12 protein-coding genes are annotated in these 13,072 nt (G+C 72.5%); 4 read left to right on the top strand and 8 right to left on the bottom strand.

Features of this window, described 5'->3' with window-relative positions:
• Positions 1-833: 833 nt before the first annotated feature.
• A complete protein-coding gene (murJ, locus tag BM272_RS08730; RefSeq protein WP_093428402.1) occupies positions 834-2,417 on the top strand; it encodes a murein biosynthesis integral membrane protein MurJ in 1,584 nt (527 codons plus the stop codon).
• A 6-nt stretch (positions 2,418-2,423) separates the two neighbouring features.
• Here the strand turns inward: murJ and BM272_RS08725 are convergent, their stop codons facing one another.
• The 4 genes from BM272_RS08725 to BM272_RS08710 form a co-directional block, all read right to left on the bottom strand.
• Positions 2,424-3,773, bottom strand: coding sequence for a nicotinate phosphoribosyltransferase (locus BM272_RS08725; protein ID WP_093428401.1), 1,350 nt, complete (start codon positions 3,771-3,773; stop codon positions 2,424-2,426).
• Positions 3,770-4,354 carry a nicotinamidase gene (locus BM272_RS08720; RefSeq protein ID WP_093428400.1) on the bottom strand — a complete coding sequence of 195 codons (585 nt, stop codon included), beginning with the start codon at positions 4,352-4,354 and terminating at the stop codon, positions 3,770-3,772. Before BM272_RS08720 ends, BM272_RS08725 begins: the two co-directional genes overlap by 4 nt.
• Positions 4,355-4,415: 61 nt before the next feature.
• Positions 4,416-4,847: a DUF2141 domain-containing protein gene (locus BM272_RS08715; protein WP_093428399.1), complete on the bottom strand. Its 432-nt coding sequence runs from the start codon at positions 4,845-4,847 to the stop codon at positions 4,416-4,418.
• Positions 4,844-5,533, bottom strand: a complete 690-nt coding sequence (locus BM272_RS08710; RefSeq protein WP_093428398.1) for an MBL fold metallo-hydrolase — start codon at positions 5,531-5,533, stop codon at positions 4,844-4,846. The genes BM272_RS08715 and BM272_RS08710 overlap by 4 nt, the downstream gene beginning before the upstream one ends.
• Before the next feature lie 549 nt (positions 5,534-6,082).
• On the opposite strand from BM272_RS08710, the gene BM272_RS08705 reads away from it, so the two are divergent.
• Positions 6,083-6,343, top strand: a complete 261-nt coding sequence (locus BM272_RS08705) for a hypothetical protein (protein ID WP_093428397.1) — start codon at positions 6,083-6,085, stop codon at positions 6,341-6,343.
• Here BM272_RS08705 and BM272_RS08700 read toward each other — a convergent pair.
• Genes BM272_RS08700 through BM272_RS08690 form a run of 3 tightly spaced genes read right to left on the bottom strand, consistent with a single transcriptional unit; the run spans position 6,330 to position 8,733 of the window.
• Positions 6,330-7,088: an ABC transporter ATP-binding protein gene (locus BM272_RS08700; protein ID WP_093428396.1), complete on the bottom strand. Its 759-nt coding sequence runs from the start codon at positions 7,086-7,088 to the stop codon at positions 6,330-6,332. The genes BM272_RS08705 and BM272_RS08700 overlap by 14 nt on opposite strands.
• A complete protein-coding gene (locus BM272_RS08695) occupies positions 7,085-8,044 on the bottom strand; it encodes a FecCD family ABC transporter permease (RefSeq protein ID WP_093428395.1) in 960 nt (319 codons plus the stop codon). Before BM272_RS08695 ends, BM272_RS08700 begins: the two co-directional genes overlap by 4 nt.
• The gene (locus BM272_RS08690) at positions 8,041-8,733 is read right to left on the bottom strand and encodes a histidinol-phosphatase (RefSeq protein WP_093428394.1); all 693 of its coding nucleotides are present in this window, start codon (positions 8,731-8,733) and stop codon (positions 8,041-8,043) included. The genes BM272_RS08695 and BM272_RS08690 overlap by 4 nt, the downstream gene beginning before the upstream one ends.
• A gap of 165 nt (positions 8,734-8,898) precedes the next feature.
• Here BM272_RS08690 and BM272_RS08685 point away from each other — a divergent pair, with 165 nt between their 5' ends.
• Both BM272_RS08685 and ptsP read left to right on the top strand, forming a co-directional pair.
• Positions 8,899-9,414, top strand: a complete 516-nt coding sequence (locus tag BM272_RS08685; RefSeq protein ID WP_093428393.1) for an RNA pyrophosphohydrolase — start codon at positions 8,899-8,901, stop codon at positions 9,412-9,414.
• 8 nt (positions 9,415-9,422) lie between these two features.
• Positions 9,423-11,699 (top strand): phosphoenolpyruvate--protein phosphotransferase, encoded by a 2,277-nt coding sequence (gene ptsP / locus BM272_RS08680; RefSeq protein ID WP_093428392.1) that lies wholly within the window; start codon positions 9,423-9,425, stop codon positions 11,697-11,699.
• Between the two features lie 128 nt (positions 11,700-11,827).
• On the opposite strand, the gene BM272_RS08675 is transcribed toward ptsP, so the two are convergent.
• Entirely contained in the window at positions 11,828-13,048 is a 1,221-nt protein-coding gene (locus BM272_RS08675; RefSeq protein WP_093428391.1) for a TraB/GumN family protein, read from the bottom strand.
• Between the last annotated feature and the right edge of the window lie 24 nt (positions 13,049-13,072).

The following is a 13,072-nucleotide window of genomic DNA, read 5'->3' as shown; positions in this document are numbered from 1 at the left end:
GCCAGGACCAGCGTCAGGGTACCGGCCTCGTGGCGGGCGTTGGCCCGCCCCAGGCGGGCCTGCAGCCGCTGGAGGTCGAAGAGGATCCGATCGGTCCCCAGGAAGGTTCCCTCTTCCCGGATGGGGGCATCCGCCACCAGTTGCCAGCGACCGTCCCGGCGGAAGGGGGGCAGGAGCTGCAGCCCCTTCCCATCCACCGCCGGCAGCCCGGAGGGCAGGGGATCGCCCACGGCCACCACCGGCCGACCGGCGGCATCCAGTCGGGTGATGCCGAGGATCCCCTCCTCGGGCTGCACGGCGTCGGCGAGCTTGTCCTCGGTGAAGGCGGCCAGACTCGCCCGGTCACGCCCGCCGGTGTGGTACTCCGCCAGGGCGCGGCGGATGGCGGTCCGGCTGGTAACCTGGCGGGCCAGCCGTGTGCGCTGCTCCAGGAAGTTGGCCACGGTCGCCTGGTGGAGGTGGGCCTCGTGGGCCAGCCGCTCCCGGGCCTGATCCCGGAGCTGGGGATAGAGGGTGGCCACGGCGGTGGTGGCGACGATGACGGCGGCCGCCAGGGCACCGAACAGCGCCGTGCGCCGCAGGCGGCGAAGCAGGGTACCGGCATCCTCGCCCTGAGCGCGTTCGCCGGAATCGGAGGGCGGTTGCACGGTCCGCCGGGTCATGAGGTCTCCACCGCGCCGCGGGCTGCGGGCCCTTAGGGAATCTTGAAGGCCGACCATGGTAGGCCGGCCCGCCCGGATCGGCAAACCCTCGCCCCGGGGAGGGTCATTCGGGGAGACGGCGGCGGCCGGCGCCCGGTATGATCCCGACCCGGGCGACGAGCGGGGGGACCGATGGCCGAGGCGAGCGAGGAAGGGGGCGGGCTGCTGCGCTCCACCGCCGTGGTGGGCGGGTTCACCCTGGCCTCCCGGGTGCTGGGCTTCCTCCGCGACGTGGTCCTGGCGCGGATCTTCGGCGCCGCCGCCGGGACCGACGCCTTCTTCGTCGCCTTCAAGATCCCCAACTTCATGCGCCGGCTCTTCGCCGAGGGGGCCTTCAACCAGGCCTTCGTGCCGGTCCTCTCGGAGTATCGCAGCCAGCGCGAGCACGGCGAGGTGCGCGCCTTCGTCGGTCGCGTCTCCGGGACCCTGGGCGGCTTCCTGCTGCTGCTGACGATCCTCGGCGTGGTCGGCGCGCCGGTCCTGGTGATGGTCTTCGCCCCCGGCTTCATCGGGGATCCCGAGCGCTTCCCCGCCGCCGTGGAGATGCTGCGGCTGACCTTCCCCTACCTGCTCTTCATCGCCCTCACCGCGCTGGCCGGCGGGGTGCTCAACAGCTACGGCCGCTTCGCCGTGCCGGCAGCGACGCCGGTGCTCCTGAACATCGCCCTCATCAGCGCGGCGGTCTGGGCCGCACCGGCCTTCGCCGAGCCCATCCAGGCGCTGGCCTGGGGCGTGCTGGTGGCCGGGGTGATCCAGCTCGCCTTCCAGCTCCCCTTCCTGGCGCGGCTGGGGCTGCTCACCGCCCCCCGGCCGGCGCCGCGGGACGAGGGGGTGCGCCGGGTGGCGCGGCTCATGGGGCCGGCGCTCTTTGGCTCCTCGGTGGCCCAGGTGAACCTGCTGCTGGACACCATCATCGCCTCCATGCTGGCCACCGGCTCGGTCTCCTGGCTCTACTACGCCGACCGCCTGGTGGAGTTCCCCCTGGGGGTCTTCGGCATCGCCCTGGGGACGGTGATCCTCCCCGGCCTCTCGGAGCGCCACGCCGAGGCGGACCCCGCCGGCTTCTCGGCCATGATCGACCGGGCCCTGCGCTGGGTGGCCCTCATCGCTCTGCCGGCCACCTTGGGCCTCTTCCTGCTGGCCGGGCCCATCCTGGCGACGCTCTTCGAGTACGGCGCCTTCGGGGCGGGCGATACCGCCATGGCCGGCCTCGCGCTCATGGCCTACAGCATCGGCCTCACCGGCTTCATCCTGGTGAAGGTCCTGGCCCCCGGCTTCTTCGCCCGCCAGGACACCCGCACCCCCATGCGCATCGCCGTCATCGCCATGCTCACCAACATGGTCCTGAACATCGCCTTCGTCGTGCCCTGGGAGATGGCCGGGCTGCCCGGGGCCCACGCTGGCCTGGCGGCGGCCACGGCGCTGGCGGCCTTCGTCAACGGCGGCCTGCTGCTGCGCGGCCTGCTGCGCGACGGCGTCTACCGGCCGGAGGCCGGCTGGGGGCTGCTGGCCCTGCGCCTGGGGCTGGCCCTGGTGGTGCTGGTGGCGCTGCTGCTCTTCCTGACGCCGGAGCGGCCGGTGTGGGCCGCCTGGGGTGCCTGGGAGCGGGCGGGTGCGCTGGCCGGCCTCATCGCCGCCGCCGGGGTGGCCTACTTCGGCACCCTGCTGGCCACCGGCATGCGCCTGGGCTGGCTGGTCCGCCGACCGGCCGGCTGAGTCGTGTCAGGTCGGGGCCTCACCCAGCCGGTCGGCCTCGCGGGTGACCTCGTGCAGGCGCTCGCTGACCAGCACGGGATAGGGCTCGATGGTGGGCTCGAGGCTGCGCAGGGCCTCGGGAAGGGCCTCGACCTCGGCGGCGGCGTGGTCGCGGATGGCCGCCAGGCCGGGGCGCTCGTTGACCGGCTCGCCGCCGCGCAGGACGGGATGGAGCAGGGCGTGGCCGGGGGCCGCCTCGTCGGCGGGGGTGAGTCGGTCGCGGACCATCCGGCCGGCGTGGTGCTCCCGGTGGACCTGCTTGGCCCCGGCCCAGGTGGCCTTGCCCTCGGAGCGCTTGCGCCGGGGCTCGCCGGCGTAGCTCTGGAGCTTGTAGGCGCAGTCCAGGTAGGGGGCGTCGCTGGCGACATCGAGCCGGGTGCCCACCCCCAGGCCGTCCACCGGCGCTTGATCGGCCACCAGGTCGTCGACGGCGTACTCGTCCAGATTGCCGCTGGCGAAGAGGGTGACCCCCTCCAGGCCCCCCTCATCGAGGATCCGGCGTACCCGCCGGGCGTGATCCCCCAGGTCGCCGCTGTCGATTCGCACCCCCTTGATGGCCGCCTTCGTCGCCGGGTCCTCCCGGGCCAGCTCTACCACGCGCCGGGCGGCCCGCTCGGTATCCCAGGTGTCGATGAGGAGGATGCCGCTGCCGGGGTGGCTGACGAGGAAGTTCCGGAAGGCGGAGACCTCATCGGGGTGCGCCTCGATGAAGGAGTGGGCCATGGTGCCGTAGATCGGGATTCCGAAGGCGCGCCCGGCGGCGACGGTGGCGGTGCCGTCGAAGCCGGCGATCCAGGCGGCCCGGGCGGCGAGGACGGCGGCCTCGGCGCCGTGGGCGCGGCGCATGCCGAAGTCCACCAGCAGCCGGTCCCGGGCGGCCAGCCGGATCCGGGCCGCCTTGGAGGCGATGAGGGTCTGGAAGTGGAGGAGATTGATGACCCGGCTCTCCACCAGCTGCGCCAGGGGCATGGGCGCCCGGACCCGGAGCAGGGGCTCGTCGGCGAAGACCGCGGTCCCCTCGGGGACGGCGTCCACGTCGCCGGTGAAGGTCAGTCCCGCCAGCCAGTCCAGCAGGGTGCGGGAGAAGCGGCCGGTGGATTCCAGCCATTCCAGGGCGGCCTCATCGAAGGTGAGACCCTGGAGGTAGTCCAGCACCTGTTCCAGCCCGGCCGCGAGGAGGAAGTTGCGCTCGCCCGGCAGGTCGCGGACGAAGAACTCGAACTCCGCCGTCTCCGTGAGGCCGTGCTCCAGGTAGGCCTGGGCCATGGTGAGCTGGTAGAGGTCGGTGAGCAGGGCGTCGTCGCGACCCGGTCTCATGGGGGGCAGATCTCCTGGCTGGTGGTGAGGGTGCAGCCGGCGTTAGCCATCTCCGTCAGGGCGCGTTCGCCGTCGCCGGGCTGGACGTCCACGGCGCCCACGGCGTCGGTGAGGACCGTGACCTCGAAGCCCTCCCGGAGGCCATCCAGCGCCGTGGCGCGGACGCAGTAGTCGGTGGCCAGGCCCCCGACGATCAGGTCGTCGCAGCCGTTGTCCCGCAGGCGCTGGGCGAGGTCGGTCCCGTCGAAGCCGGAGTAGGCGTCGGCCTCCGGGCGGCCCCCCTTGCCGATGATCATGGCGGTGGTCGGCAGGGTCAGACCCGGTGCGAAGGCGGCCCCCTCGGTACCGGCAATGCAGTGGGGTGGCCAGGGCCCGTCCTGCTCCCGGAAGGAGCAGTGGTCCGGCGGGTGCCAGTCGCGGGTGGCGAAGACCGGCCGGCCCGCCGCGGCGAAGGCGGCGGCACAGCGGTTCAGTGGCGGGATGACCCGATCCCCGTCGGGGACGCCCAGGGCGCCACCGGGGAGGAAGTCGTTCTGGACATCGACGATGACCAGGGCGGTGGCGGCGGGGACGGGCTCCATGGTGCCTCCGTGGCAGTGGCCTCGTCCCGGAGTCTAGCCGACGGTCGCGGCTTTGGGAGGGTCAGTCGTTGAGGCGGATGGTCACCACGGTACCGCTTGCGGGCAGGTCGAAGGCCGCATCGTCGAAGGCGGGGGGGCCGCTGACCTGGATGTTGTTGGACAGCCCCCAGGGCTCGGTGGGGATCATGCCCAGGAAACGGTCCATGCCGCCGTCGCCGTCCTCGTCGTGGTAGGCGATGACGGCGTAGCGGCCAGGCTCCAGGTCCTCAAAGGCGAAGGTCGCCGTGCCCTCCCGGGCCGGGACGGCGTCGCGGTGCAGGGCCTGCTCCGGCTCCCGGAAGGTCTCGGCGTCGGCGTATAGGTCGACCCGGACCTGGCCGGACTCGCCGGCGACCCCCGCCACCTCCACGGTGAGGTCGGCCGCCGCCACCGGACCGGCCAGCAGCCCGGCGGCCATCGCCGCCGTGACCCCCGTCAGGAGACGCCGCCTCATGCCGGCTCGCCGCACTCGCGGTTGGCGGGAACCGACTCGTCGATGTAGCGCGGCGGGTTCAGGTCCAGGCCGTTCATCAGTTCGATGAAGCCGTCCCGGGTGTTGTCGGCCAGCCGCGGATTGGTGGCCCGCTCCTCGCCCACGGTGGTCACCGTCCGGCCGTTGTAGTCGTGGCCGGGGAAGAGCAGCGTCTCGTCGTCCAGGCAGAGGATCCCCTGGGTGAGGCTGTCCCAGAGCTGGCCCGGGTCGCCGCCCTGGAAGTCGGTGCGGCCGGTGCCGCCGATGAGCAGGGCGTCGCCGGTGAAGACGCGGTCACGCCAGCGGAAGCTCATGCTGCCCGGGGTGTGGCCGGGGGTCGGGATGGTGTGGATGACCTCGTTGCCGAAGGTCAGGTCCTCGTCGCCGTCCAGCTGGAAATCGGCGCAGTCGGCGCCGCACTCCCGGCCCACCGCGATGGGGGCGCCGGTCTCCTTGCGCAGGCCGCCGGCGCCGGTGATGTGGTCGGCGTGGACGTGGGTGTCCAGGATGAGCTCCAGCCGCAGGCCGTGGTCACGGATCACCTGGAGGTCGCGCTCCAGCATCGTCCGCACGGGGTCGATGATGGCCGCGGCATCGGTGGTGGTATCCACCAGGATGTAGGTGTAGGTGGAGGTGTCGGGCTCGAAGAGCTGGTGGAAGGTCTTCATGGTTTCTCGCTCCTGTTGGATCTGCGTTGGGTCGTGTCCGGAGTTGGTTTATGTGGCCTTTTCGGCGCCCACCGGGGTCGGGGCGTCGTCGCACGGGGACGCGAGGACCTTCCCTGGCGCTCCGCGGCGGCCATCCATGGCCGCCGAGGCCCCGTGCGACGACGCCCCGACCCCGGAGGGCGGACCGTGGTTCGGGTGACCGACAGGAACCGGCCACCACCGAACCGGTCTTTGCACGTATTCCCGTAGCAGGTTGCGTGCCGAGTGGTCGGGTCGTCCCGGGTGGCCGCTGAGTCGGCACCACGACGGCGCCGGCCGGTCCACTCGACGGTTGCCGGCTGATCTGGATGGCAGCCCCTTAATTCCTGAGTGACACGCTTGGCATTTTGGGGGTTGGCGGTGGGGATTCAACCGTCCCCCGGTTGTTGTCCTGAGCTTTGCCCGGATCTTCGCTGGGTTTTCGCTGGGTTTTCCAGGGGAGGGTTGACCTCCGGCTTCTTTTTGTAAATGATAATCATTCGCAACCAAGAGAGAGCGGAGGAAGAGACCATGCGACTCTGTGTAGATGCCTGGCTGGAGCGTCGTGACCCCCTGGTGACCCTGCGGGATGCCGACAGTGGTCGGGCCGTGGCCCGCTGGCAGGGCACGGCGGTGGGGCGGCTGCTGGAGGAGGGCGGCCTCGCCCTGGAGGACCTGCTGGCGCCGCTGTCGGCGGAGGCGACCCGGCGGCTGGTGGCCGCCCTGGCGGTGGTCCGGCCCCTGGCCCTGCCGGGCCGGGAACCGGAGGCCGACGGGATCAGGCGGGGATGAAGACCGGGCCGTGGGGGCCCTCCAGCCGCACCATGTCGCGGCCGTAGAGGCGGCCCAGGGTGCGCTCGTTGACCACGGCCTCCAGCGGCCCGGCGCAGGCCCCCTCGCCGGGATAGAGGAGCAGGGCGTGGTCGCAGAAGCGCACGGCCAGGTTGGCGTCGTGGAGGCTGAGCATCCGCCCCCGGTCGGGCCGGGCGGCCAGCGCCTCCAGCACGCCGATCTGGCGGCCGGGGTCCAGGTGGCTGGTGGGCTCGTCCAGCAGTTCCAGGGGCACGTCCTGGGTGAAGAGGGTGGCCAGGGCCAGGCGCTGGCGCTCGCCGCCGGAGAGGGTTGCGGGGTCGCGTCCGGCCAGTTCGGCCAGCCCCATGGTCGCCAGCGCCTCCCGGGCCAGGCGGTAGTCGGCCTCCCCTTCCATGGACCATGCGCCCAGGTGGGGGTGGCGACCGGCCACCGTCGCCTCCAGCACCGTCCCGGCGAAGCCGGGGTCGGGGTCCTGCAGGAGCAGCCCTAAGCGGCGGGCGAGCCGGCGGCGGGGGAGGTGGTCCAGGGGTTCGCCATCCACCCGGACCTCGCCGGCGGTGGCTGGGCGCAGTCCGGCGAGGGTGTGCAGCAGCGTCGTCTTGCCGGCGCCGTTGGGGCCGAGGATGGCCCAGGTCTGGCCCGGCTCCACGGCCAGCTCCAGCCCCTCCACCACCGTCCGGCCGCCGATGGTCACCGTGAGGTCGTGGCAGGTCAGCTGGTTCATCGCCGCCCCCGGACCAGCAGGTAGAGGAAGAGCGGGACCCCGACCAGGGCGGTGAGCACCCCCACCGGTAGCTGCTGGGGGGCGATGATGGTGCGCGCCAGGGTGTCCGCCAGGGTGAGCAGGGTGCCGCCGGCGAGGACCGCCGCCGGCAGGAGCCAGCGATGGTCACTGCTCACCCACAGCCGCATGAGGTGGGGGATGACCAGCCCCACGAAGCCCACCGAGCCGGCCAGGGTCACGGCGGCGGCGGTGGCCAGGGAGGCGCCGAAGTAGACGCCCCGGCGCAGGGCGGGGACGGCGACGCCGAGCACGGCGGCCTGCTGCTCCCCCCGGGCCAGGAGGTTCAGGGAGCGGGCGGCGGCCAGGGCGGCGATGAGCGCCACGGCGAGGAGCCCCAGGGCGGGTAGCGGGTCGCCGGGCTGGCTGAGATCGCCCATGAGCCAGAAGAGCATGCCGTGGACCTGGCGCTCCCCGGCCACGGCCAGGAGGAAGCTGATCACCGCTCCCCAGCCGGCGGCGACCACCACGCCGGTGAGCAGCAGCCGGTCGCCGCCGCCCCCGGCGGCCCGGGCCAGGGCGAAGACCAGCAGCATGGAGGCCAGCGCCCCGACGAAGGCGGCCGGGGCCACCAGGGCGCCGGCCGCGCCGATAACCATGGTGCCCAGGGCGGCCACGGCGGCGCCGCCGGAGATCCCGAGGACGTAGGGGTCGGCCAGGGGGTTGCGCAGCAGGACCTGCATGAGCGCCCCGGCCAGGGCGAGCAGCCCGCCCACGGCGAAGGCCGCCAGGGCGCGCGGCAGGCGCAGATCCAGGACCACCCGGGCGGCGGTGCCGGTCTCGTCGCCGGTGAGCGCGGCCCACACCGAGGCCGGCGGGATGGCCAGGCTGCCGATGCCCAGGCTCGCCGCCAGGGCGGCGACGGCCAGGAGCCCCAGCAGGGCCAGTCGGAGGCTCATCCGTCGGCCTCGTCCAGGGGCTGGAGGCGGTCACCGGCGCGCAGGGTCCGGACCGGCCACTCGCGGTGGCGGGCGGTCTCGGCCAGCGCCGGGTCCGGGTCCACGGCCACCGGGTAGGTGACCTGCTCCAGCAGGGGGAGGTCGTTGCGAGAGTCGCTGTAGAAGTGGCTGTGGGCCAGGGTCTCGCCGTGCTCGGTGAGCCACTCCCGCAGACGCGTGACCTTGCCCTCCTGGAAGCAGGGGGTGCCGGCCACCTCGCCGGTGTAGCGACCCTCCACGAACTCGGGCTCCGTGGCGATGAGCGCCTCCACCCCGAACAGCTCGGCGATGGGGGCGGTGACGAAGCTGTGGGTGGCGGTAATGATCACCGGCGTGTCTCCCGCGGCCCGGTGTTCCTCCACCAGCCGCCGGGCGGCGGGGAGAACCAGCGGGTGGATGCGCTCGGCCAGGAACTCGCCCCGCCAGGCCAGGAGCCGGTCCAGCGGATAGCGGGTCAGCGGCTCCAGGGCGAAGCGGAGGAAGGCGAAGATATCCAGGGTCCCGGCCTGGTACTCGGCGTAGAAGGCATCGTTGGCGCGCCGGTACTCCTCGGCGTCCACCAGGCCGCGGTCGGCGAGGAAGTTCCCCCACTCGTGGTCGCTGTCACCGGCGAGGAGGGTGTTGTCCAGGTCGAAGAGGGCCAGGGCCACGGTGCGAACTCCTGCGGGGATGAACCGTCCATTGTACTGCGGTTGGGTGGCGTGGTTCGAGTTCCGGTTTCCGGGCTTGCTCTGGCCCGCCCCGCCGCGCTTGCCGGGGGGGTGGGGGGTGTGAAAGAATCAATTGTTGGGGCAATCCGGATTCCGGTCGTTCAAGTGATTGATTCAGAAGGTTTCAGAGCCAACGTCGGGATCATCCTGACCAACGCCGCCGGCCAGGTCTTCTGGGCGCGGCGGGTGCGGCAGAATGCCTGGCAGTTTCCCCAGGGCGGGATCGGCGCGGACGAAACCCCGGAGGAGGCGATGTACCGCGAACTGGGGGAGGAGGTCGGCCTTGCCCCCGAGGATGTCATCCTCTGCGGCTGTACCGGGGACTGGCTGCACTATCGTCTGCCGCGGCGCCTGGTGCGGCGCAACCGTCAGCCCGTCTGCGTGGGCCAGAAGCAGCTCTGGTACATGTTGCGGGTCGTGGAGGAGGAGCCGCCGGTGCGTCTGGATGCCACCGACCATCCCGAATTCGATACCTGGCGCTGGGTGAACTACTGGCGCCCGGCGCGGGACGTGGTCTACTTCAAGCGGCGGGTCTACGCCCGCGCCCTCTCCGAACTGGCCGGCATGGCCCCGCGCCCGCCCGGTCCGCCCCCTCGCGATGTCCGCGCCCGGTGCCGCTGATGACGACGATGCTGGGAACCCTGCGCCGGATCGTCCAGGAGGTGAACGCCGCCCCGGACCTGCACCGCGCCCTGCAGCTCATCACCGGGCGGGTGAAGCAGGCCATGGACGTGGACGTCTGCTCGGTCTACCTGGTGGATACCGGTCGGGACGAGCTGGTCCTCATGGCCACCGAGGGGCTCAACCCGGAGAGTGTGGGCCAGGTCCAGATGGCCTTCGATCGCGGCCTGGCGGGGCTGGTGGCCGAGCGCGCGGAGCCGGCGAACATCTCCGACGCCACCCTCCATCCGCGCTACGAATACTTCCCCACCACGGGGGAGGAGCGCTATCGCGCCTTCCTGGGCGTCCCCATCATCCACCATCGCCAGGTGCTGGGGGTGCTGGTGGTCCAGCGCGGGGAGGTCTACCGCTTCGGCGAGGACGAGGTCACCTTCCTGATCACCGTCGCCTCCCAGCTCGCCGGCGGGATCGCCCACGCGGAGGCCAGCGGCGGCATCGACGGCCTGGGCGGCCACGATGCCGGGGCCGAGGCCTTCGAACACCGCCCGCTCCAGGGCCTCGCCGCCGCCCCGGGCGTGGCCATGGGCCAGGCGGTGGTGATCTATCCCGAGGCCGACCTGGAGGCGGTGCCGGACCGCCAGGCCCGGGATCCCGAGGCGGAAGAGGCGCGCTTCAACGAGGCGCTGGTGGCGGTCCGCGAGGAGGTGGAGAACCTCGCCGCCCGCATGCGCGAGCAGCTGCCGGCGGAGGACCTGGCGCTCTTCGACGCCTACCGCATGATGCTGGAGAGCGACAGCCTCGCCGGCAAGGTCATCGACCGGATCCGCACCGGTCAGTGGGCGCCGGGGGCGCTGCGCCAGACGGTGGCGGAGCACCTCCGGGTCTTCGAGGCCATGGAGGACCCCTACCTCTCCGAGCGTGCCGACGACATCCGCGACCTGGGCCGGCGGATCCTGGTCCACCTCCAGCAGCACACCCCGGCGGCCCCGGAGTATCCGGACCGGGTGGTGCTGGTGGGCGAGGATATCGCCGCCTCCCACATCGCCGAGGTGCCGCCGGACCGGCTGGCGGGCCTGGTCTCCATGCGCGGTTCGCGCAACTCCCACGCCGCCATCCTGGCGCGCGCCATGGGGATCCCGGCGGTGATGGGGCTGGACAATCTGCCGGTGGGGCGGATGGACGGTCGCGACCTCATTGCCGACGGCTACACCGGCCGGGTCTACATCGCCCCCTCCGACGAGGTGCGCAAGGAGTTCCAGCGGCTGGTGGACGAGGAGGCGGAGCTGGCCGCCGGCCTCGACCACCTGCGCGATCTCCCGGCGGAGACCGGCGACGGTTACCGCATCCCGCTGCTGGTGAATACCGGCCTGGTCTCCGACGTCTCCGCCTCGCGCCAGAGCGGGGCGGAGGGGATCGGCCTCTACCGCACCGAGTTCCCCTTCATGGTGCGCGAGCGCTTCCCCGGCGAGGAGGAACAGGCGGAGATCTACCGGGCGGTGCTGGAGGCCTTCAACCCGCGGCCGGTGACCCTGCGCACCCTGGACGTGGGCGGTGACAAGGCGCTGCCCTACTTCCCCATCGAGGAGGACAACCCCTTCCTGGGCTGGCGCGGGATCCGCATCACCCTGGACCACCCGGAGATCTTCATCACCCAGCTCCGGGCCATGCTCCGCGCCAGCGAGGGGATGTCCAACCTCCAGCTGCTGCTGCCCATGGTCAGCGGCGTGGCGGAGCTCGACGACGCCCTGGTGCTGCTGCGGCGCGCCCATCGCGAGGTGGTGGACGAGGGGCTGGATGTCGCCATGCCGAAGGTCGGCGTCATGGTGGAGGTCCCCTCCGCGGTCTATCAGGCCCGGGAGCTGGCCCAGCGCGCCGATTTCCTTTCCGTGGGGACCAACGACCTGACCCAGTACCTGCTGGCGGTGGACCGCAACAACGCCCGGGTGGCCGATCTCTATGACTCCCTCCACCCGTCGGTACTGCGAGCCATGGTCCAGATCGTCGAGGGGGCACGGGCTTATGGCCGGCCGGTCTCGGTCTGCGGCGAGATGGCCGGGGACCCGGCCGCGGTGATCCTGCTGGTGGGAATGGGCATGGATTCGCTCTCCACCAGCGTCTCCAGCCTGCCGCGGGTGAAGTGGGTCATCCGCAGCATCACCCGGGAGCGGGCATCGGCGCTGCTGGCGGAGGTCCTGAACTATGAGCAGCCCGCCGCCATTCGTCAGCGGCTGAACACCGAGATCGAGTCCCTGGGGCTGGGCGGCCTCATCCGGCCCGGGAAGTAATCGGTCGCGCCGGGCTGTTCGCGGGATTCCGGGTCGGCGCTGCGCGCCGCCCGGAATGACGGGGCTTGAAAAGGTCCCGTCGTTCCCGCGCAGGCGGGAACCTCGACAACGGAGCCCCTGCGGGCGGGTCAGGTCAGCTGCGCCAGGATCCGGAAGCCGGCCAGGTAGGTGCCCGCCGCCGAGCCCAGGGTCGCCAGCAGGAAGACCATGAGGATGCGGGTGACGCGGTTGCGCCACCAGCCGCGGGGGTGGGCGGCGTCGCTACGCAGGCGGGCGAAGTCCCCCACGCGGGGGCGGCGTACCCAGGTCTCCACGGCGGCGACCACCATGCCGGCGCCGATGGTCGGGTTCAGGGAGGTCAGCGGCGCTGCCAGGAAGGCCGTGATCACCGTCAGCGGGTGGGCCAGGGCGATGGCCGCCCCCGCCGCCGAGAGCCCGCCGTTGATGAGCACCCAGTCCGCTACCAGCTCCCAGCCCAGGGCCTGATCCCGGGAGAAGCCCACGGCGAAGCCCACCAGCACCAGGGCGACCACGACCCACGGGATCAGCTTCGGCCAGCGCGAGGGCGGCGGCACGGCCTCCAGCGCCTCCAGCTGCGGGGCGGGGTCTTCCGGTTCCGGGGCGGTCAGCTCCGCCTCCAGGATCCGGCGGATCCCCTCCAGATGGCCGGCGCCCACCACCGCCAGGATGTGTTCGTGCCCCTCCTCCAGGCCCTGGAGCAGGCGCAGGGCCATGTAACGGTCGCGCTCGGCGATGAGGGGGCCGTGGAGCTCCGACTGCTCGGCGGCGAACTCGCTGAAGGTGGCCTCGAGGACGTCGCCCTCCTTGAGCCGTTCCAGCTCCGCCTCGTCGATCTGCTCCCGGGAGAGCAGGCTGCCGCCCAGCCCGGCCAGCAGTCCCATCCGGCGCCACCAGGGCACGCCCCGGTAGACCCGGCGCAGGGTGGTGCCGATCTCACGGTCGATGAGCAGTACCGGGAGCTGATCCTCCCGGGCCCGGTTCACCGCCGCCTTCATCTCCGCCCCCGGCTCGATGCCGAGCTGTTCGGCCAGCCGCTGCTGGTAGGCGCCCAGGGCGAGGCTCGCGGCGACCATGGAGGCGCGGCCGCTGCGGATGACCTGGAAGAGGTCCATGCGCTCCAGGCTGGCCGGGTCGATGAGGCTCTGGTGGCGGCCGGGGCAGAGTTCCACGGCCACGGCATCGTAGTCGCCGGTGGCCAGGGCGGCCTCCACGGCCTCGGTACTTACCCGGGAGACGTGGGCGGTCCCCAGCAGGGTGACGCGGCGGCCATCGGGGAGGTGGATGGTGGCGGTGGGCTGCTCGCCCGGGATCTCGGTCGGCTGGTTCATGGCGACATCATACCGTCTGCGGCG

Source organism: Thiohalospira halophila DSM 15071 (assembly GCF_900112605.1).
GTDB lineage: Bacteria > Pseudomonadota > Gammaproteobacteria > Thiohalospirales > Thiohalospiraceae > Thiohalospira > Thiohalospira halophila.
The sequence above is the reverse complement of the archived record's forward strand: the minus strand, read 5'-3'. Positions and strand labels throughout refer to the sequence as shown.

Excerpts from the sequence above, each read along its gene's own strand:
- murJ (WP_093428402.1), top strand. The coding sequence starts at position 834 with ATGGCCGAGGCGAGCGAGGAAGGGGGCGGGCTGCTGCGCTCCACCGCC.
- BM272_RS08725 (WP_093428401.1), bottom strand. The coding sequence starts at position 3,773 with ATGAGACCGGGTCGCGACGACGCCCTGCTCACCGACCTCTACCAGCTC.
- BM272_RS08720 (WP_093428400.1), bottom strand. The coding sequence starts at position 4,354 with ATGGAGCCCGTCCCCGCCGCCACCGCCCTGGTCATCGTCGATGTCCAG.
- BM272_RS08715 (WP_093428399.1), bottom strand. The coding sequence starts at position 4,847 with ATGAGGCGGCGTCTCCTGACGGGGGTCACGGCGGCGATGGCCGCCGGG.
- BM272_RS08710 (WP_093428398.1), bottom strand. The coding sequence starts at position 5,533 with ATGAAGACCTTCCACCAGCTCTTCGAGCCCGACACCTCCACCTACACC.
- BM272_RS08705 (WP_093428397.1), top strand. The coding sequence starts at position 6,083 with ATGCGACTCTGTGTAGATGCCTGGCTGGAGCGTCGTGACCCCCTGGTG.
- BM272_RS08700 (WP_093428396.1), bottom strand. The coding sequence starts at position 7,088 with ATGAACCAGCTGACCTGCCACGACCTCACGGTGACCATCGGCGGCCGG.
- BM272_RS08695 (WP_093428395.1), bottom strand. The coding sequence starts at position 8,044 with ATGAGCCTCCGACTGGCCCTGCTGGGGCTCCTGGCCGTCGCCGCCCTG.
- ptsP (WP_093428392.1), top strand. The coding sequence starts at position 9,423 with ATGCTGGGAACCCTGCGCCGGATCGTCCAGGAGGTGAACGCCGCCCCG.
- BM272_RS08675 (WP_093428391.1), bottom strand. The coding sequence starts at position 13,048 with ATGAACCAGCCGACCGAGATCCCGGGCGAGCAGCCCACCGCCACCATC.